Here is a 19,420-nt window from a genome sequence, read left to right as displayed (position 1 = left end):
CCGCCGTAACGACGCACCTGTAGCTCAGCTGGATAGAGCGCTGCCCTCCGAAGGCAGAGGCCAGAGGTTCGAATCCTCTCAGGTGCGCCATCTCACATCTTCCCATGTTTACATCCCCTAACACCTTGAACGGAAAGGTGATTTTTGGGGTTCGAACACCTTCATTCCGGCAGTACGAAATCGGCTCCACAAAAGCCAATCTGAGCACTGTTTTCTTGAGCGCCAAACTACCGTTTTTGTAAATATTCCAAGGGCTTGACAGGAACTCAAAGGCGAGTTCGAACAACTCCTCTCGGGTGTATCTTGGCTTCGTCACCGTAGAGGCCTTCTCAGCCAGCAACATTTTCTCCCGCTCCAACGTCGCAATCTTGGATTCGTAGGCACTCACAACGCTCAGATTGTCTGTCTCCACGATGCGGTCCAGAAGTGCGGCGATCTTCTTCTCAGCGTCCTTGACCTTACTGTCATAGGCCTTGGCGTTCTCCTCAGCCTTCGCAAGCCGCGCATCCCACAGATCGTGGAACATCGCCTTAGCAACGGCGAACAAGGCCTTGCCAGGCTGCATTTTTTTGAGAACGTCTTCGACATCGCCTTCGAGCTGGTCACGGCGAATGGACTTTCGGTAACTAACGCACCCTTTCGTCTTACACATATAATAAGGGTGCTTCTTTCCGGTCTTGCTTTTCGACCAGCAGGACGTCAGCGGCTTGTCGCAGTCGGAACAAACGACGGCTCCGCGCACCGGGAAATCTTCACTGATGTCTTTACGAGCCGGAGCCTTGGCTGTGCCTTTCAAGCGAGCCTGAATACGCTCAAAAGTCTCAAAGCTGATCAAGCCTTCGTGCTGGGCTTTGCGCAAAGATATACCCCAACTGGGCATTTCGATGTACCCGGCGTAGAGCGGCTGGGTCAGAATATCATGAATGCGCTGATTGCGGATTGTGCCATCAGGCAGGTCTTTGGGGTAATCGGGCTGGCCTTCCAGGAAGCGCTTCACCTCAACTTGGGCTTGGAAGCGACCGCATGCATACCCCTCCAAAGCCTCCTGAAGAATTGAGGCAAGAGGTTCATCACGCACAAGCAGTTTGTTGTGCCCTGGCACACTCTTATAGACGAACCCTTTCGGCGGCACGGATGTAACGCAATATCCATTGAGAACCCGCGCCCGCATGCGGTTACGCGTCTGTTCAGCATTCTTCTGGCGCTGGTGCTGGGATACCGAGGCGAGCATGTTTTCTACAAGGATCGAGTCCGAGTCTTCCCCGAACTCAATAGATGGGCTCTGGAGCACCCCGCCCGCCTCAGAAATCGCGGTACGCAGCGCAAGGTGCGCATCAAGTCCCCGCGCGAGGCGGGACACGTCATCGATGATTACGACATACCCGTCTTTGCGGTGCTTGCGGATGAAACGCAGCATGGCCTGAATACCCGGTCGATCAATCAAACCGCCAGATGCATCGTCCTGAAACACATCAACGACTTCCAGCCCCTTGTACCGCGCAAACTCCCGGCACCTTGTTTCCTGGCTCGCAAGCCCGTCACCCTGCTTCTTCTGCTTGGATGAGGAAACCCGGCAGTAAATCAAAGCCTTGGTGTGTGTTGCTGATGCGAATTCACCTGTCTTCATGCTTACTCTCTTTCCTGATGAAAAGAGTTTAGCGCACCCGAATCGGTCTGTGCAGATGCCGAGTCAGCATCAATCGCTTTTCCACAGCTTTCTTCAGAAAAAACAATTTGGTAGCCGCAATCCATCAACCCAACCAACAACATCCAGACGGCCTCCAGAGCTTCTTGCTCCTGATCTTCCGTCAAACCCATCCCTTCGACGTGGTGACGGTACTTCTCCAAATCAACCGTTACGGTCTTCTCGCCAGTTCCAGAAGCCATCAACTCGTTGAACTTCCGGGTAATGTTCTCGCCTGCATTTCCGTCCATTGAAATTCCCTTTCAGCGTTTCATCAGGCCGCAGCAATTGGTTCACGCAGGAACCCCGCGCGGCCAGGACGTGTCTTGATCTGGTGCTTGTCTGTTGGCGCAGTTGCCGCCTTACGCGGTCATGCGCTCTGGCTTCTTACATCGGCGGATCAGACCCCGATGTAAGGCCATTGGCGTCTACCCGGCGCTCAGCGCGGGAGTTACGCCTTTTGTATATTTTCATAATAACATCCATAGGTTGCATTATGCAAATAAACCTCGCGTTCGCTTGTTGTGGGCTCGTAAGGCGCAAAGCCTGCGCCAGCGTTACGGTTTGGGGCGGTAGCCCTTGATGAAGCTCCATTCACCGGAGCGGTATTGCGGGAAGTCCCGGTAGCGTGCTGGCACAGCCTCGCAGATCACGCGGCGATAGCGCGCACCCCAGAAACCGCGCACCCTCACGCGCTCCATGTCCCGATCAAAATACGGGTTCGGGAAATACCGCCCCGCATAACGGCGGATCGTGTAATACGGCACCTTGTCCGCCAGAAACGGGCGGATGCCGTAGCCGGACGCCCAGATGAGCGCCTTGTTTGCGGGCATGGTCAGGATTTCATCGGGGCTCATCAGGGCGCGGGCTTGTTTGCGCTTATGCGCCATCTCCATATCCAGATGCCGCAAGGCGATGCCCGTCTTGAGCGCGTCCTGCCCCTCGAACAGAATGCCGTGCAACGCCTCGCGCCTGGCTTTGGCTGCGCGGGCCTGTGTCAGAGGATCATCAACGGCCAGCGTCTGCTGACCCAGCTTGCGGCTGAGATGCTGCGCGGTCTCCAGATCAGACAGCCCGCCCCCGAGATAGATTTCTACATCGGCATTGGCTTGCAGGGTCATCGCCCCTGTTGGGCCGAGGTTTTGGCGGATTTGTCCCAAGTCCTGATAGACACAGAGTGGACACAGACCAAAGCCCCGGCCAATGGCATAGAACTCGGACAGCTCCGGGAAGCGGCCAAGCTGCGCGGCCTCATCGATCACGAGATTGACGGTCGGCGCGCCGGGCTTGCGCTGTTTTAAGGTGCGCAAGGTCGAGAAACACTGCCGGATGAGCGGCGCGTTCTGCTCGATGAGTTCAGCAGGCATCATCAGGAAAACAAACACCGGGCGCTGGCTGTCTTCGGTCAGCACATCCAGCGTGAAATCCGCCTCATCCTCACCGACAAAGCTTTGCTGCAACGCCGGATCGTTCATGAACGCGACTGCGTTGGTAATCTCGCTGAGAACGGAGTCATAGGTCTTGCGGCTGTGCTTCGCCATGTCGAGCATTTCGCGGAAGGCTGTGTCCAAATCCGGCTCACCCAGTGCGGCCATGGTTTCGGCCATCTGCGCCCAGCCTTCGGGTTCGGCACGGATCATGCTGATCAGTTCATAAAGGCTGCGCGGTGAAACGCTGCCATCCCGATGCACAAGCCCCCGGGTCAAGGGATCAGCCCAGTTCTGCGCCTTCTGCTCAAAGAACCTGGCATCACCGCCGCCACTTTCCGGCAACAATGTCCGCGCCGCGCGCCGTGTATCCGCCACCAGCGTCGGAGAGTCCGGTTTCAAATGGCTATAGATGTTCAAACTATGGTTCGGCAGGCCGTGCAGGTGATACGGGTTCACGTAGTAGACATGCGCCCCCATGTGTACGAGGCCGGGGCCGATCACCGCTGCCATCTCCCCCTTGGGGTCAACCGCCAGCACACGCTGCGGCTCTCCCTTGCGCCCAGGTGCAGCCATCAGGTGGGAAAGCACAGTAGTAAACTTGCCCGAGCCAGCGCCGCCGATCAGAAGCGCGCCTGCTTGCTGATCATGAAAAAGCTGGCGGTCATGGTGGAACCCCATCGGCAAGCCGCCCTTGCCGCGAAATACTCCCCGCACCTCCTGCGGCGTGGCAAAGCGGGCTGAGCCGAAAGGGTTTTCCTGATAGTGGTTCATCACACGTCACTCCTTGAAGGGATGGAGGGCTTGGCGCTTCGATAAAACCGGGAGCGCCTATGGTCATTAGCCAGTTAGCAGGCCGATCAGGAACATGATCCAGATGACGCCCAAAATGGATTTGGCAACCATTTTCAGGACCTTAATGATCTTATCGCTGAAGGTTTCGACTTTTCGGATATGGTGGATTTCACCGATTTTATCCTTGATATAACGAGGCATATTTCTCTCCTTTTCAGTTGGTGGGTGGTTAGCCGTAATTAGACAACAGGAAGCGGTAGCCGATATTGGTGATGATCATGATCAGCGCCCAATACACCGCGATCCGCGTGGCACCGAAAATCACCAGATGCAGCAGAACCCAATAGGCCGTCTCAAATAGCTTGAGATAGCTATATCCGTAGTTCTGCACAGCGATTTCGCGGAACCATTCAATGGACATTTTGTAGGCGGGATGTGCCCACAGGAATGCCGCCGCAAGGGCGCAGAGAATGGCGAAGAAATCTCGCCTCTCATCGTCACCGCCCCCTTTGCCGTTCTGGGGGTTCATCATCATGAGTTTCTCCTTTCATTTCTTCAGACAAAGCTCCGCCATTGCTGAACACGGACGGTTCAGCCCAAGGGCATTCGCTTTTTTGGTTTGATTTTGACGCTGTTTCAGCCCAGCGTTTCTGTCTGTGTTACCCAAGTCTTAGTGTCGTCAGTGCCTCACCTACAAGGAACGCACAAAATTTTTCTCTCAACCCTCTGTAAATGTAGGGTAATTTTTTTATTTTTTGCTGTGACAGAACCGGGACGACAATATTTCAGCGTGGATCACCGCCGCCCCCTTGCCGTGTCGGGGGTAATTCACCATGAGCTTCTCCTGTCATTTCTTCAGGCATACCTCAGCCATTGCCGAACACGATGTTTCGGAGGGCGGTTTTCACCGCAAACACGTCAGGTTTTGCTAAGGTCTTGGATAGCCTTTTTGTGATCCAAGGAAACTCCGAGGGGGAGGTAACATTCAAGTTGAGATTGGGTCACAACGAGGTCATCAACGCTTTAGTGCCTGAATTTTTCCAGCTATCGCGGAGCGGACGGCTGAAAACGAAGACGCGCCTGTTAACCAATCTTAACGTCGAATTAACCTAATATCTTTATGATATTGCTATGAATTCTGGCAGCGGCGGCGAGGATGTAAGGCAGGCTGAGCGGGACAAACGGCGCGCTCAGGATATGGACGATTTCAACAATGAAATGGCCGGGCGCGATGTTGGCCGCATGGGGCGCTTCCTCCCCAGTGGAGACCGCGATCCCAAAAAAGTTGCCAAGCAACGTGAAGAACGCGCCACCATGCTCACCAATCTCCAGCTCCTCATGCAGAACGACCCGGAATACGCTGCGCTCTACCGTGAGACCGAAGAAAAGCTACGCGATACGCAAACCCGTTTGGATGGCGCGCTGGAAAAAGTACAGAACCTCAAGGCCGAAGCTGACGAGGCCATGCTGGACATCATGACCAGCGCTGCCCGCCTGCCGGATGGCGCTGCCGTGTTTCAGGATCAGGACGGCAATATCCGCTACGAGGACGGCACAGCCGTGGATGCCGACCTGGCGGAAAGCATCGTCTGGCGCGGTGACGAGCCAACATACGATGATATGCGCGCCGCTGCCGACCTCATGAACGGTCTGTCAGAACTGGAAAATGACATTCACGCCGGACAGGCCGAGATTGGCGATATGCAGGAACGCTTGGCCGATGAGGACGACCCGTTAAGTGCAGACGAACTGCGTGTACTCCCGGTTGAAGCAGAGGATTTGCTGTCTGGCATCGAGAACGAACTTCAAGCTCTGCAAGGCTTTGATCAGTCTACTGACCTCTCGCAGCAACGGACGCAGACTACCGCACCTGAAATCGGCACTCCCAAGCAGTAATCTTATCTGGCCTTGGCCGCAGCTTCCGCTGATACTTCATTACCGTTTATGTCAACGTAACGCCCGTCCTGACCACGAAAGATTGGCCGTCCATCCGGCAATTTTGGCGCACGCTCGATCATGAACTGGATGGCTTCGCTTTCCTTGTCTATCTGGCTGCCCACTTGAGCCAGCTTTTCTGCGAGAACCCATTCGACGCGGGTTAGCTTATCGTAAGTTTCTAGCCAAAGGTCCCTGTAGTCAGGCTCGTTGAGGAGTTTTATGCAGAGCTTGCTTTTGGCTCGGTTCCCGCAAATCAGCTCCGCGCGCTCAGGAGCTGGCATCCCAATGGTCGCAACTACGCATTCCTTAATTTCGGTAGCGTGAGTTACGCAAACCCCATCATCGGCGGCAGAAAGCTGTGGACAGAGCGCAAGCGCGGTTAGAATTCCTTTTGCAAACAATCTCTTGCGAGTGATCATAATCGAAGGATTTTGACCAACACAGATTTACGGGATTCAATGAATTTGGTATTAAGGGAGAGCCCAGCAATACGGGCAAAAACAGCCGGAAAACGCCACTCAGCGCCGAGTATTCGGCCATGCTCAAAAAGGTTCCTATTTGAGCAACACGCCATGCCTGAACCCCGCACTATCGCTTATCTGCGCGTGTCCACGCGCGAGCAATCCACTGACCGTCAGGCTTATGGCCTGCGCGATCTTTGCGATGAATTTCATATCGAGTATTTATCCGCAGGTGCGCGCCACCGTCCGGTGTTCGAGGCCGCGATTTCCCGCCTGAAACCCGGTGACACGTTTCTGGTCTGGGATTTGGACCGCGCGTTCCGCTCCACAATTGACGCGCTGATCACAGCGGATCAATTGCGGGAGCGCGGCATTCACCTGCGCATCGCCCAGATGAGCTTTGATACGGCCACGGAGGAAGGGGAGCTGTTCTACACGCTCATCGCGGCCTTCGCGCGGTTTGAGCGGCGTATTCTGGCGCGGCGCACCCGTGAGGGGCTGGCGGCGGCCAGAGCCAATGGCAAACGCCTGGGCAGGCCGCCCAAGCTGGATAAGGAAACCGTGCATCAGGCGCATGAGGACATCGCGGAGAACGGCTATCCCTGCCGCTATGTCGCCCATCTGCTGGGCGTTTCACGCATCACCCTGCAACGCGCCATAAGGCGCGAGGGGCTGGCATGAACGAATTCACATCAAACGAAAGGAAAACCCAATGATACAATCATCTTACGACGTCACGCCGGAGGAACTGTTCCGCCTCGTTCTGTCCTACACGGCCATTCGCAAACCGGAAAGACGCGCGGAAGTCCTCACCGCCGTGGAAAAACTCACCATGGATCAATGGATGAATGAGGGGCGGTAAGGCGTAACCTCAAAGACAATTTTCACTCAATAGCTCTACCTAAAAAACTCACGACAACGCTTCTGATCGCTGAAATCTGTTCAACACCACAAGCGGCAAATCCCATGGTCGGAGTTTGTTGTGGAATATTCAAAAACTTAACCACCCCCTTGTAAATACGAATTTCAGCCTGACGGGCCTTATTTTCCTTCCTCGCGTCACCAATTCCGCCCAATAGCGTACAATTCACATGTACGACAATCGGCTTGCGGCGGTTACACCTTACTACATCCACATGGAACTCTATTCCCGTAATGGGAAAGTATCTAACCCAAATCTTAATTAGATAATCGTCGCCCTCAAAATACTCTGGCTCGGATTCAACTGGGGCATTTACTAGTTTGTTTGGCAGCGTCATGGAGTAGTATCAAGCATCCCGTTAAAAAGTTTTGCGAAAGGGTTTTCGATCAAACCCAATAGTGCCAGGAATATACCAAAGGCCACGCTTGAAACTATTCCGTTGAGGATGTTGCTGCGAATAGAGCCAGACTTTTTGGTCATCTCGACGACCCTATTCATTTTCTCATGAAGAGATGACATATCCGAGTTGCTGGCCGCGCGATAGTCGTTGAGCGTTGTGCGCAAGCCGTTTTGCATAGCCGATATCCAAAGCGTATCCTCTTTCGATCCGGACCTTTCGCAAATTTCTTTCTTTATCTCGTCTTCAAAAATGTTCTCAGCCAAGGATAGAACCGACTTTTTCTTCTCTCCTTTTATTGAGCGAAATGTTTCCCAAGCAACATCACTGCTCCCGCCTTCGAGGAGGTCTACGAAAATCGATCCCAGCGCGATGTAACCCTCAGCCCCCCTTTCCTTATATTCGCCTAGCTCAAGCAGGTCATCACTGAGGCTCTCGAGATGCGGTGCCAAGCTCTGTTTCACCCCTCTCGCGGGAAGATTTTCGTCGCTCATCAGCCTCCACCCCTTCTAAAGTGTGCTCGACCACTCGTCGGAATAATTGCTTATATTTATCGCCATTCCGATCAATAAACAATTGATCTTTTCCCTCCTCATCGACGAGGACGCGCTTCTGTAAAGTCATAATCTCACTGCCTGCATGTTGTTGTTTGTGATAAAGAAATAACAATATTTAGCCTCACGGTCAACATTTGGTAGCCTATCTGACATACTCATAGGAAAAGGTGATTGAAACGTCGCGTCTGGAGGAAGTAAATTTCCAGGGCATGGAGCGGATCCGCAAACTAGCCTTAACTGGAGGGAAGCCCAAAGGCTGCGTTCCTTTCTAGCTGTGTTAGAGGGCTACTGCGATATGCTGGCCGAAAACGCCGATGGCGTGCCCATTGACGAATGGATTCGCTGGGCGCAGGAAAAGGTTAGGCGGCCAGATCCGCTGTCAAAGCCCTGAAAATCGGCTGTTTTTCTCCGAAATTGGGGTTAAGAGCCACGGCAAGATGTTGGTGGTAGTACCACCACCTCTTGGCAAGGGAGCCCGCTGCGCGCTCCCGTTGCATCCCTCCGGCGGCTGGCTCATCCAGGGTATGCAAACCCATTCCAAAGCCAGGAGAACGTGTGGCCGTTCAATCACCACCATTTCATGGAGACCAGGAAGGGAGCATTTCATTGCTACCCTTGCCTTGGAACCATCCCATCGATCAAAGGGTCTATCGCGCCCCTTGAAACCACTCGCAGAGCTTGGAGATGTGCCTCTCCACCTGCACCGAACCATGCACAAACGACTGGCCGTTCGATCACCAATCAGGGGAGCGTTCCTGCTACCCCCCGATACCCCCATGACGATTTCATCGAGACCAAAGGGCGTTCCTGCCCCTGTGGAACCCTGCTAGACTTGATATTTGGTTGCCGCGCCTAGATAACGCGCTTACAGTCGCGCATACCCTCGTGGCATTCTCACACCGGCTCAACCACTGTATTTCATCGCAGAAACGATGAACTCCCCAAACGAAAAAAAAGAAAAAACATTGAAAACACCGGAGCGAATTGGCAGAATGCAAAAAAGAATACAATCATGAATATTGGCGTTTTCGATTTCTTCTCCGGCTGTGGCGGAACCAGTAAAGGATTTTTGAGCGCAGGCATGAAGCCTGTATTCGCTCTTGATTTTGATTCTGATGCTGCCAAGACTTACCAGAGGAACTTCCCAAGCACCGTGTTTTCCAATTCAGATATAACAAAGTTTGACGATTCTGCACTTAGCGATCTCACAAGAGAACAAACGCTCACTCTATTTTGCGGTTGTGCTCCCTGTCAGCCTTTTACGCGCCAAAACACACAGAAGCCTGACAAAAAGAAGGACGCTAGAAGGTCTCTGCTATCCCATTTTGGGGACTTAATAGAAAAATATACTCCCGATTACATTTTTGTGGAGAATGTTCCTGGCCTGCAGCGGGTTTCGGGCAACAGCACCCTTAAGAGATTTCAGAAGAAACTAGAATCTTTGGGTTACTACACGACTGTAGACATTCTTTCATCTCAGCAATATGGCGTACCCCAGAGACGGAAGCGGCTTGTTCTACTTGCATCTAAACTTGGCAAGATCGATTTTCCGGATGCCACCCATGATCCATCGAAGGGTAAACCCTATAGCACGGTTAGAGAATGGATCTCCCATTACCCAGCAATCGAAGCAGGGCAGACGCATCCGACTATTCCGAACCACCGTGCGGCCAATCTCTCAGAATTAAACCTGCTTAGAATTAGATCTACCCCCTCTGAGTCCACTAGAGTACACTGGCCATCCGACCTGCAGCTGGAATGCCATACAAAGGCGGGCTATAGTGGACATACTGACGTTTATGGACGCATGAGGTGGGATGGACCGGCTACAGGATTAACTACCCGGTGCATTAGTCTTTCAAATGGTAGATACGGCCATCCTGACCAGAATCGGGCGATTAGTGTCAGAGAGGCCGCAGCCTTGCAGACTTTTCCTGATGACTTCCTTTTTGAGGGTTCTCTTAACTCGCAAGCGAAACAAATTGGAAATGCAGTTCCGGTACGATTAGCGCAAGTATTCGGTGAGCATATCGTGGCTCACGCAAGAGAAATGCTAGGTTAATACATGGCCAAGTTTAAAACACGAGCACGCACTGTTGACATGCTGGGACGCCAGCAAATTGCAAATATATCTACAGCCATCAGTGAACTGTATAAAAATGCTCATGATGCATACGCCGATCATGCCGAGATTGACTATTTCCTGTCCGACAATCTTCTAGTTATTCGCGACGATGGCGTAGGCATGACTCCCCAGGAGTTTGAGGATAGATGGTTAGTTCTCGGAACAGAAAGCAAATTTGCCCGCCAAGGCCAGAAAGCCAAATCCTATCGGCCCACGGACAAACCAGAACGTGCTATTATGGGCGAGAAGGGAATTGGTCGCCTTGCTATTGCCCTACTTGGCCGCCAAGTTCTTATTTTAACCAGGGCAGAAAGAGGTGATGAGCAGCATGACTTGGTTATGTGCTTCATTCATTGGACTCTCTTTGAAATACCCGGATTGAACTTGGATGAAATCGAGCTTCCGATAAAGTTAATTCCGAATGGATCTCTTCCAACCTCTGATGATGTGGAAGAAGTAATTGAAAACCTCAAGATGACAGTAGAGACTCTTTCTCAACATCATGAAGCACCTGAGCTAGCGACAATTTTAGAGGATCTATCTGATTTTCAGCTTGATCCGCAGGATATGGAGGAGTTTCTTGGCGGATTGAGTTTACGTCACGGGGGGTCGGGCACGCATTTCTACATTGCACCCGCCGATGAGAGTATCGCGCTAGAAATTGAGAGAGAGCGACACGAAGGCACAAAAGACTTCACGAAATTTCTTCTTGGATTTTCCAACTCTGTTTTTAGAGAAGATCCTCCCCCTCCAATTGAAACCGCATTTCGATACTGGCCTACAGACGTAGAAGGCGAAGACCTTATTGGACAAGGGGAGTTCTTCACACACGAGGAACTTGAATCCGCCGATCATAAAATTACTGGACGCTTTGATGCTTATGGCCAGTTTAAGGGTGACATCCGAATTTATGATGAAACTATATCAGACTATGTAATTCCATGGACGTCCGGTCAAGGTCAGGCAACTAGGTGCGGACCTTTTGAGATTGAATTTGGCTATGTCATGGGAGCACAGCGGGAAACTCGCCTCGCCCCTGATGATTGGAAGAGAATAACTGCTAAGCTTGATCAGATTGGCGGGGTATACGTTTTTAGGGACCGGATACGAATACTCCCATACGGAAACTCTGATGTAGACTGGCTGAATATTGAGGAAAGACGCACCAAAGGGGCTGCATACTATTTCTTTTCCCACAGAAGAATTTTTGGCGCTGTAAAGCTAAGCCGTGATGAAAACGGCCTACTGCATGAAAAGGCAGGTCGCGAAGGATTTCAGCAGGACAAAGCCTATCGTCAACTAAAGAACATTCTCGAAAACTTGTTCATTCAACTGGCCGCCGATTTTTTTCGAGAGACAGGAGATTTTTCGGAGCACTACAGCGAACAACGCGCTGAACTCGAACGCTTGGAGTTAGCGCGCAGAAAACGTGAAAAACAAGTATCGACCAAGCGCAAGAATATTGCAGCCTCGCTTGATGGATTTTTCGAAAGAGTCAATTCAAACTTACCGGAAACAGAGTTGGCAAGTTTGAAAGATACGATTAGCCATCGCATGGATGCAGCGGCCAAGATGAAAGATCCAGATTTAGCATCCGCTGCATTGTTAGACGCGGAGCGAGAGGCAAACAGACGTCTCCACGAGATTCGTGAAAGCTATCGGTTAGCAAAGCCGCGTGGCGTTGGCTTGTCAAAGACACTGCAGAGGGAATGGAATGCATATACCTCAGAACTTCAAAGGCTTGACCAAAAAGTTTTTGACCCTTTTTCTGCGGAGGTAGCACAGACACTCGGAGCAGTCGCGCAAGAAGCGAAGTTGTACGTCGATCAACGAAAGCGGCTTAGCGCATTGATCCAACAGCAGGCTGAGAGCGGGAAAAAGATCGTTTCGCAAGAAGCGGGAGCGGTGCGTAGTTCTGCGGACGAGACACGCTCGTCTGCATTAAAATTTGCTCGTGAAGCCATCCGGGACATGCAGGAAACCATTGCAGGTGTCGAAGTGGATTTTGCTCAAAGCGATTTAGTTGGTTTGTCTGAAGAAGAGATAGAGCGGATTAGGGAAGACTACGAGGGGCGTATCGAGGCAGTCGGCCGAAAAAACCGAGAAACCCTTGGAAAAGTCCGAGACATGCTGACTGCTATCTCCAGCAACATCTCGCAAGGTGCCGACATAACGGAGACTGACATAGTTGAAGCAATGGATCAGGAGTTGCAGGAGCTTCGTGAGCAGGCTGATACTGATGCGGAAATGGTTCAGCTTGGGCTTGCTGTTGCAGTCATAAATCATGAGTTTGAAGCCGCAATAAAAGGTGTGCGAAGTGCACTGAGGGAATTACGTCCTTGGGCAAGCTCAAACAACGAATTGCAAGGCTTGTACCAAGATATCCGGAACAACTTCGATCACCTTGACGGTCACTTAAACCTATTTACTCCCCTACAGCGCCGCTTGTACCGCAAGGCTATTTCAATAAAAGGGTCGGACATAAATCATTACCTTCGAACACTCTTTGAGGTTCGATTAAAAAGACACAGTGTCCAGATGTCTGTGAGCGACAGTTTCTTGGCCTCAGAGATCATCGCTTTCCCGTCTACGATATACCCAGTCTTCGTAAACATCATTGATAACGCCCTGTTTTGGTTGAAGGACATTAGTGGTGAAAAGAAAATATCCATCGACTCAGACGGTGAAGGATTCATTATTTCTAACAATGGTCCCTCAATCAAACAGAGGGACTACGACGCAATTTTTGAACAAGGCTTCACAAGAAAGCCTGGAGGTCGAGGCTTAGGGTTATTTATTTCCAAAAAAGCTCTAAAGCGCGAAGGTATGGACATCGAAATTTTGCCGAACTCAGAAAAGAGCGGCGTCTCACTGAAGATAAAATGGGCAGACACGAATGAAACTTCCTGAAAGCGTTGAGGAATACTCGAAGCAAGCCGCACAATCCTTTATACAAACGGCGGTTTTTGTAGATGATAGAATTTACAGCAAAAAATCAGGGGAATCGGATTCAACCAAGACGATATTGAAGCCACGAACGCGCAAGAAAGCAACTAAAAGTGCTGCGACTGAATCCCAAGACAAACCAAGCGCAGCACAAAATTCAGAAGCTGAGGTGGAATCTCAAGCAGCGGAGCAGGAAGATTCGTCACCAGACACCTATGACATTGTAAACAGCTTTGCAAAAAAGCAAATCGTTTGTTCACTGTATCAGCCGAAGAAGGGTGCGAAAGTCTCGCCGGAATCGGCTATTTTTCCGCTGTGTAAATCAGCGGATGTCGTGATCGTAGACTGGGACTTGTACGGTGACCGTGGAGAGCGGGCGTTGGAGCTGGTTGATGGGCTTATTTCCCAGGCTGTCCATGATGTCCCTGAGCAACTTCGGCTTATTCTTGTGTACACTCAAGAATTAAATCTTTTTGAGATTGGCAATCAACTATACGAGAAAATCTCAAAAACTCTGGGAGAAGGCTTTGAACCGCGCGAGGAAGAGGGCGGTCTTGCGTTTCACACTGAAAATAGCCGTGTTGTTGTGCTGGGCAAGCCTGGTCGAGCTCGAGCAGAAACTGATGAAAAGTTTGTTGTTAAAGAAGAAGACCTTGCGGATGTGACAGTTCGCGAGTTTGCACAGCTCGCCTCTGGATTACTACATGCTGCAAGCTTACTCGGGCTGGCTGAAATTCGTAAGAATAGCCGGAAAATTCTCTCGAAGTTCAATTCCGATCTAGATCCTGCGTTTTTAACACATCTTGCCATGTGCCTACCGCATGAAGATGCATCCGAGCATATTATCCCGCTTTTGGTTTCAGAAATAGAATCAGTTCTGGAAGATGCTTTGCCACGACCTTTGCTACCAAAGAAAACACTCGGCGACTGGTGTGATAATGTTTGGAAACCAGGCAACCATCTTGCTGAACTTCTCAATCAGGGGAATATCAACAATAGAGAGGTCGCAAAAACGATATGTGTTGAAGGGTTTGATGAGGCTGCGGCGAAATTTAATGGTGCGGTTCCCAAGCCCAAGGACGTAAAGAAGGCAAGAAAAGCCTCAAAAATACTTCTCCCTTCTGAAACGTCAGACGCGAATCAACGTTTCTCCCACTTAATGGCAAGTCGCACCTTTTATGGCGCCAAAGAAAAGACCCTAAAGTTAGGAAGTGTAGTTTTTCGAGAAGATGGCAATCAGTTTTTTCTTTGCATTCAACCAATTTGCGATAGCGTTCGCCTAAAGGAAGATCGAACTTTTGTGTTTATTCGCATGGAAAAAGGTGGAGGCGGAGATGGGGATGAAGCTTCTCACGTCATCATAAAGCCAGATAACACAATACATGAGCTAATTCTCCTTCCGAAATCCTACCAGTGTTTTGCAGCTACCTTCACTCCTGATAAATCACTTCTGGAGGTAGTGGCTCAAAAGGATCAGAACGAAAATCTATTCTTTGAGTGCTCTGCGGGTAAGAAGTATTTCTGGGTGGATCAACTCAGAACACCACACGCACAACGGGCTGTTGAGCAGTTTGCGAGTGACTTGTCACGAGTTGGCTTGACCGAGGCCGAATGGTTGAGACGTCTAACAAAGTCTTGATGGTTTAGGCAGCTAAAATTTGGCTTTTGTGAGGCGGCAGGAATGCCGCCACTCTTTCCTGACGCGTGCCCTGGCACGCTTGGAACCTGTTCTTTCAGCTTGCATCAAATCCGGTGACGCCTAACGGCTGTGGGTCAATCATCTTGCCGCCGCTATTGCGGTCTCCCGAGAAGATGTTGACCCATCACCGGAGGGTTTGATCGAGACGTCCCGAAGCCGCGCATGCGCGGCTTTTTTATTGGGACGCTCGCCGCTGGGCAGAGGTTCAAGCGCGGGGTCATCAGGACGGCTTCGCCTTCAACCTAATGAAAGCGAGGACGTTATGACACTCCTGTTTGCCCAGCCCTACGACATCTCCGCTACTGGCTTCTATTTCGAGGACTTGGCTGATTACGAAACCAAGGCCGCAGCTCTGCGGAACGACTACGGCCAGAAGGTCGAGGAATTTGAAATCCAGTTTATCGACGGTGAGGCCATTGATTGCGCACTGGCCGCCGCCATCGGCATCAACCAAGCCAACATGCCGCAGTATTTCGAGTTGGTGGAAGAACTGGACGATCACGACAAGCAGGTGATTATCATTGCCGTGGGTGAGTGCGGGTACGACTTCGATCCAGATCCGCGCCGTTTTGACGTGGATATCTACTCCGCGACCAGTACCCGCGAGCTGGCGGAAATGTTTGTGAATGAGGGGCTATACGGCGATATCCCCGAGCCCCTGCGGTTCTATATCGACTATGACGCCATCGCCCGTGATTTGGCCGTGGACTTCACCGAAACCGAGATCGCAGGCGAAACCTTCGTCTACGCGTGCCGATGATGGAGGGGCGAGACATGGAAGTTCACAACATCACATGGCGCGGAATCGACATCGAAATTGTCTATGAGCACGCGCAATTCGGGCTGGTCGATCACGTTCAGCTCTACACGCATCCGCGTACGCCGCTGCCGATGACCGAGACAGGGTACAGATCGCACTTTGTCGATGCTGGAAGCGTGGCCGAGTATGGCGGAGCGCTGGCCTATGTCACGGACTGGCTGGACACTGAGGCCGAGCGTGTCGGCTGGAACGGCGCGCAGATGGCATTGTTCTAGCCCTCAATTAAACGCTCTATGGCTCCGGCTGGTCATTGGCCTTCAGCTTATTAATCCGCTCCAAAGCTATTGCGGCGCACGGTACTACCAAAATGCCAGCAGGCTCCCCTTTCGCGACCAAATAAAATGCACACGCAAGACTGGAAACGCCTACTGCTGCAGAGAATACTTTTCGTGTGTTCGATGTTCCTTTTCTTTCTTCCTTCATGAAGCTGCCCCTTTCAGAAGATTAACTTATCAATTTTTTGAAAGTTCAACAACTCCAAATAAGCCATTACCATCTATTCCCCCACTGATTTTGTACTTCCCATCAATACCTTCTCCAGAAACTCGCAAGTCCGGGGAAACTGCTACCCACAAATTACCATCATCCTTATTCAATGGCTCTTCGCGATTAGGCCTATCATCGTTAGGAAAAGTCGGCTCAAGCTCTTCTTTGAAATTCTCCTCACCTTCGGACTTACCATCCTCATCATCAAGAAGTGTCTTTGCAGCGACGCTGACAGTAAGTGCCGGGACTAGTCCAATTTCCGCAGATGCCAAACCCGCTAAAACCTCCACTCCAAAAACAAAGTGCCAGATAGAGTTTGATCCAAACTTTGAGTTAAATCGAAAATCCATGTCGACATACTCACCGTCTGGATCAACAGGAAATGAAGCAAGGGAATTAAATACGATTGGATCAGAGCTATTTTCAGCGTTACCGCTCATAGACACGGTAATACTGCCATCTTGCCCGTACCATGTATAACCGTCCATTCGGAAATCAAACTTAATCTCCTCATCTTCGACGCTTCCAATTAATATCCACCCCGACCCTTTGCTGAACGTTGTTTCAAATCTCACTTGGTTAACATCAATTTCATATCTGTCACTCACAGCTTCGGCGACAGCGATAGCAAACTCCGAAATGGAAAGAGTAGTTGCCAGTTTCTTTGCTTCAGGACTAGCAATAACGGGAGTGAGTGACGTTAGAAGTACTAGTGCCGAAACTGTAGCGGTTCTAAGGTAGGTCATCTGGGTACTCCAGGCTGCGGGAAAGCATCACGGATCGCCATACAGTGCATTATCCTTTTGATTGAATCAATGCTGATGACTGCGCGTTATCAGCGTCCAGATCCCGAGATTGCATTTGATTAGAGCAGTCAACGGCTTAAACGCTTGGACTGAATACCCTGGCATTCAGCTCCGCCTGCAAAGTTTCCAGTGTGGCCAGAGCATTCCGGCGTTCTGGTGTGTTTGGGACGCTGGCGGCCAGAGCGTTGAAGGTTTTGCGCAGCAGGCCGCGCAGTTCGTTATCGCTGAGCTTTGCGGCTTCAAATCGTGTGGTGAGTTTCATTCTCTCCTCCTTTGGATCAAGGAGGCCCCGACCATCAGGGCCTTTCGGCCCCGTTCCTCATCATCCTCGGCTCATAAAGGCCTGATGGTGGGTGGCTGCTTCTGATTGGAAGGAAGGGGAGAGAAATCACCTGTGCGATTTACCGCACGCATTATTAGCTTCGATCCGGCAAGCGCTTGCTTTAAAACCTGTTATCTGCTTTGACCGAGCAAACAAAAACGCGAGGAACACATGGGAATTGATCTGACTGGACTGAGCCCGGCGGAACTGGACGCACTGGCCAAAGACATTGAAGCCCGAAAGGTGGAAGTGGAAAAAGAAGCCAAGCAAAACGCCTATTCCGAGATGCTGGCCGTTGCCGAAAAACATGGCGTGTCATTCGAGGACGTGATTGCCCTGCATGGCGGCAAAGGACGTAAATCTGGCACGAAAGCTGCCGCCAAATACGCCAATCCAGAAGATACCTCCCAAACCTGGAGCGGACGCGGGCGTAAACCCGCATGGGTTCACACCGCTCTGGAAGCCGGAAAATCCATCGAAGACCTGGAAATCTAGAACGGGATCAGATCGTCCGCAAAAGGGTCGCCTTGTGGCTCCCAATAGTCCACGAGAACCATGATTTGGGAGTCAGTCAGGGTCACGATCTCTGCTCACTTACCAACTTGCTCCCACATCATGGCTTCCTCTTCTGTACAGGCGGCATCCATCTCAAAATTGCTTGGTTTCTTAGTTTTGCGAGCGTATGCTTCTTCTGGCGAGAAGGTGGGGATTTTCCACTCGCCCTTCAGTGCGTTATGCGTGAGGCGGTTGTGAAAGAGAAAAGATGCTGGGCTTGCAACGAACCGCTGGATCCTAAATTCGCCAAGTGCCACAATTGCAAAGAATGGCAAAACTGGCGGCGATTTATGGGATTGCCAGCATTGTTTACTGCTGCGGCTGCGGCAGTTACGGTGGCACTGACCGGCGTCTTGAATTTTTACAAATTGGTAGGACCTGAAGAAGAGTTAAGGGTTTCAGTTGCAGGGAAGTTGACCCGCTTTGAAGCCCCACACTGCGGGCCTTATTTTGACCTTCCCGGAACACTTCACCTTCGTGTCGCAAACCTTACAGGTGACACGATTGCGATGGGCGAAAGTATTCGATGCTTTAAGATATCCGGATCCTGGCTCACTCCGGACATAAGTTATCCGGATGATTTTGACGAGGATTCAGAATCTTACTACGGAAGGCTTATTGACTTTAAACGCACGGGGAGAGCAATTATTTCAAAAGACACTGAGGCGTCATTGGAGTACTTCCCAGTATTGCAACCTAACAGTGGACACGGGAGGGACTACGCATACACCGACTTGGCGCCAAGTGAGCTTTGTGAAATTGATGTCGGTGTTTTTAACCTACTTGGCATTTCACAAGACACCGCCTGCGCTATTAAGGTGGAGCCAGGAAAGAGTAAGTATATAATCTTTAATGGAAACTTGGAAAGCAACATCGACCAAATGTTCATTATTGAAAGTTCCTTTGAAAATCTCTCAGATGCCATATTGAAAATGGAAACTTCTGAAAGAAAGCGAAAAGAAAAAATGGAGCTACTAGATCAGACCATTTCTGCTGGAGGGGAATGAGTTAGCCAGCTAACACGGGATGGGAACATATGGGTACGAATAGATTCCTGAGAGGAAGGTTTGTTACTGAGGCCTTTAATCCTCCCCCCACACACAAGAAGCCTGTGCATTTTTACAACGCTTATAACCAAGTTAGACAAGACCCGTTGCGTCAGCACTCCCTACGAGAAAGTTGCCGAAGTCTACTCGGCTTCGTTTTGTCAATTTGTTCCACCTCTAAGTACGCTATGTGTCGACATGACACAGTGCTTAAAACGGGATCAAATCGTCGTCTTCCGGTTTTTTGCGGGCTGCATCGTTGAAGTCAAAGCACTCCTGCAAGGCTTCCAGCTCGTCCTTACGGAAGACGACATACGCCCATTCGATGGCAAGACGCAGCATGTCTTCGGGCGTATCACAGTAAAAGCCACTCATCTCATCGAGCATGGCAGCGTGCTTTTCTTTCAGGTTCAGCATTATTGTATGTCTCATGA

General features: G+C 50.9%; 21 protein-coding genes, 1 tRNA gene and 1 pseudogene. 11 read left to right on the top strand and 12 right to left on the bottom strand.

Translation table 11 applies throughout. The features are described from left to right. The first annotated feature begins 13 nt into the window (after positions 1-13). A tRNA-Arg gene (locus tag ACTRWG_RS00485) sits at positions 14-90 on the top strand. A gap of 538 nt (positions 91-628) precedes the next feature. Here ACTRWG_RS00485 and ACTRWG_RS00480 read toward each other — a convergent pair. The 5 genes and pseudogenes from ACTRWG_RS00480 to ACTRWG_RS00460 all read right to left on the bottom strand — a co-directional run. Next, positions 629-1,627: pseudogene (locus tag ACTRWG_RS00480) on the bottom strand (recombinase family protein); the annotation flags it as partial. A 2-nt stretch (positions 1,628-1,629) separates the two neighbouring features. Beyond that, positions 1,630-1,935, bottom strand: a complete 306-nt coding sequence (locus ACTRWG_RS00475) for a hypothetical protein (RefSeq protein WP_462828817.1) — start codon at positions 1,933-1,935, stop codon at positions 1,630-1,632. Between the two features lie 306 nt (positions 1,936-2,241). Then, the gene (locus ACTRWG_RS00470) at positions 2,242-3,792 is read right to left on the bottom strand and encodes a type IV secretory system conjugative DNA transfer family protein (protein WP_462828850.1); all 1,551 of its coding nucleotides are present in this window, start codon (positions 3,790-3,792) and stop codon (positions 2,242-2,244) included. A gap of 159 nt (positions 3,793-3,951) precedes the next feature. After that, positions 3,952-4,107: a hypothetical protein gene (locus ACTRWG_RS00465; protein WP_462828816.1), complete on the bottom strand. Its 156-nt coding sequence runs from the start codon at positions 4,105-4,107 to the stop codon at positions 3,952-3,954. 28 nt (positions 4,108-4,135) lie between these two features. Further along, positions 4,136-4,441 (bottom strand): hypothetical protein, encoded by a 306-nt coding sequence (locus tag ACTRWG_RS00460; RefSeq protein WP_462828815.1) that lies wholly within the window; start codon positions 4,439-4,441, stop codon positions 4,136-4,138. 662 nt (positions 4,442-5,103) lie between these two features. On the opposite strand from ACTRWG_RS00460, the gene ACTRWG_RS00455 reads away from it, so the two are divergent. Next, positions 5,104-5,802, top strand: a complete 699-nt coding sequence (locus tag ACTRWG_RS00455; RefSeq protein ID WP_462828814.1) for a hypothetical protein — start codon at positions 5,104-5,106, stop codon at positions 5,800-5,802. A gap of 2 nt (positions 5,803-5,804) precedes the next feature. Here the strand turns inward: ACTRWG_RS00455 and ACTRWG_RS00450 are convergent, their stop codons facing one another. Next, entirely contained in the window at positions 5,805-6,263 is a 459-nt protein-coding gene (locus ACTRWG_RS00450; RefSeq protein ID WP_462828813.1) for a hypothetical protein, read from the bottom strand. A 153-nt stretch (positions 6,264-6,416) separates the two neighbouring features. On the opposite strand from ACTRWG_RS00450, the gene ACTRWG_RS00445 reads away from it, so the two are divergent. Both ACTRWG_RS00445 and ACTRWG_RS00440 read left to right on the top strand, forming a co-directional pair. Continuing rightward, positions 6,417-6,986, top strand: a complete 570-nt coding sequence (locus ACTRWG_RS00445; protein ID WP_462828812.1) for a recombinase family protein — start codon at positions 6,417-6,419, stop codon at positions 6,984-6,986. A gap of 31 nt (positions 6,987-7,017) precedes the next feature. Beyond that, positions 7,018-7,167 carry a hypothetical protein gene (locus ACTRWG_RS00440; protein WP_462828811.1) on the top strand — a complete coding sequence of 50 codons (150 nt, stop codon included), beginning with the start codon at positions 7,018-7,020 and terminating at the stop codon, positions 7,165-7,167. 22 nt (positions 7,168-7,189) lie between these two features. Here ACTRWG_RS00440 and ACTRWG_RS00435 read toward each other — a convergent pair whose 3' ends face one another. Beyond that, positions 7,190-7,564, bottom strand: a complete 375-nt coding sequence (locus tag ACTRWG_RS00435) for a hypothetical protein (protein ID WP_462828810.1) — start codon at positions 7,562-7,564, stop codon at positions 7,190-7,192. Then, positions 7,561-8,118 carry a hypothetical protein gene (locus ACTRWG_RS00430; protein WP_462828809.1) on the bottom strand — a complete coding sequence of 186 codons (558 nt, stop codon included), beginning with the start codon at positions 8,116-8,118 and terminating at the stop codon, positions 7,561-7,563. Before ACTRWG_RS00430 ends, ACTRWG_RS00435 begins: the two co-directional genes overlap by 4 nt. A gap of 1,075 nt (positions 8,119-9,193) precedes the next feature. Between ACTRWG_RS00430 and ACTRWG_RS00425 the strand changes: the two genes are divergently transcribed. From ACTRWG_RS00425 to ACTRWG_RS00405, 5 genes are all read left to right on the top strand, one after another. Then, positions 9,194-10,243 (top strand): DNA cytosine methyltransferase, encoded by a 1,050-nt coding sequence (locus ACTRWG_RS00425; protein WP_462828808.1) that lies wholly within the window; start codon positions 9,194-9,196, stop codon positions 10,241-10,243. A gap of 3 nt (positions 10,244-10,246) precedes the next feature. Then, positions 10,247-13,216 (top strand): ATP-binding protein, encoded by a 2,970-nt coding sequence (locus ACTRWG_RS00420; RefSeq protein ID WP_462828807.1) that lies wholly within the window; start codon positions 10,247-10,249, stop codon positions 13,214-13,216. Beyond that, a complete protein-coding gene (locus ACTRWG_RS00415) occupies positions 13,203-14,891 on the top strand; it encodes a response regulator receiver domain (RefSeq protein WP_462828806.1) in 1,689 nt (562 codons plus the stop codon). The genes ACTRWG_RS00420 and ACTRWG_RS00415 overlap by 14 nt, the downstream gene beginning before the upstream one ends. A 322-nt stretch (positions 14,892-15,213) precedes the next feature. Continuing rightward, positions 15,214-15,711: an antirestriction protein ArdA gene (locus ACTRWG_RS00410; protein ID WP_462828805.1), complete on the top strand. Its 498-nt coding sequence runs from the start codon at positions 15,214-15,216 to the stop codon at positions 15,709-15,711. Positions 15,712-15,725: 14 nt separating this feature from the next. After that, a complete protein-coding gene (locus tag ACTRWG_RS00405) occupies positions 15,726-15,986 on the top strand; it encodes a hypothetical protein (protein ID WP_462828804.1) in 261 nt (86 codons plus the stop codon). Positions 15,987-16,223: 237 nt separating this feature from the next. Here the strand turns inward: ACTRWG_RS00405 and ACTRWG_RS00400 are convergent, their stop codons facing one another. Then, on the bottom strand, positions 16,224-17,003 hold the full coding sequence (locus ACTRWG_RS00400; protein WP_462828803.1) for a hypothetical protein: 780 nt from the start codon (positions 17,001-17,003) through the stop codon (positions 16,224-16,226). Between the two features lie 136 nt (positions 17,004-17,139). After that, the gene (locus tag ACTRWG_RS00395) at positions 17,140-17,325 is read right to left on the bottom strand and encodes a hypothetical protein (protein WP_462828802.1); all 186 of its coding nucleotides are present in this window, start codon (positions 17,323-17,325) and stop codon (positions 17,140-17,142) included. A 231-nt stretch (positions 17,326-17,556) separates the two neighbouring features. Here ACTRWG_RS00395 and ACTRWG_RS00390 point away from each other — a divergent pair, with 231 nt between their 5' ends. After that, positions 17,557-17,880, top strand: coding sequence for an H-NS histone family protein (locus tag ACTRWG_RS00390; RefSeq protein WP_462828801.1), 324 nt, complete (start codon positions 17,557-17,559; stop codon positions 17,878-17,880). 95 nt (positions 17,881-17,975) lie between these two features. Here ACTRWG_RS00390 and ACTRWG_RS00385 read toward each other — a convergent pair whose 3' ends face one another. Beyond that, on the bottom strand, positions 17,976-18,197 hold the full coding sequence (locus ACTRWG_RS00385; protein ID WP_462828800.1) for a hypothetical protein: 222 nt from the start codon (positions 18,195-18,197) through the stop codon (positions 17,976-17,978). Between the two features lie 33 nt (positions 18,198-18,230). Here ACTRWG_RS00385 and ACTRWG_RS00380 point away from each other — a divergent pair, with 33 nt between their 5' ends. Further along, positions 18,231-18,947: a hypothetical protein gene (locus ACTRWG_RS00380; RefSeq protein WP_462828799.1), complete on the top strand. Its 717-nt coding sequence runs from the start codon at positions 18,231-18,233 to the stop codon at positions 18,945-18,947. 249 nt (positions 18,948-19,196) lie between these two features. Here the strand turns inward: ACTRWG_RS00380 and ACTRWG_RS00375 are convergent, their stop codons facing one another. Beyond that, positions 19,197-19,418, bottom strand: a complete 222-nt coding sequence (locus tag ACTRWG_RS00375) for a hypothetical protein (RefSeq protein ID WP_462828798.1) — start codon at positions 19,416-19,418, stop codon at positions 19,197-19,199. Positions 19,419-19,420 lie beyond the last annotated feature (2 nt).

It is taken from the genome of Leisingera sp. G5_S3_59_S7 (genome assembly GCF_054968485.1).
The sequence above is the reverse complement of the archived record's forward strand: the minus strand, read 5'-3'. Positions and strand labels throughout refer to the sequence as shown.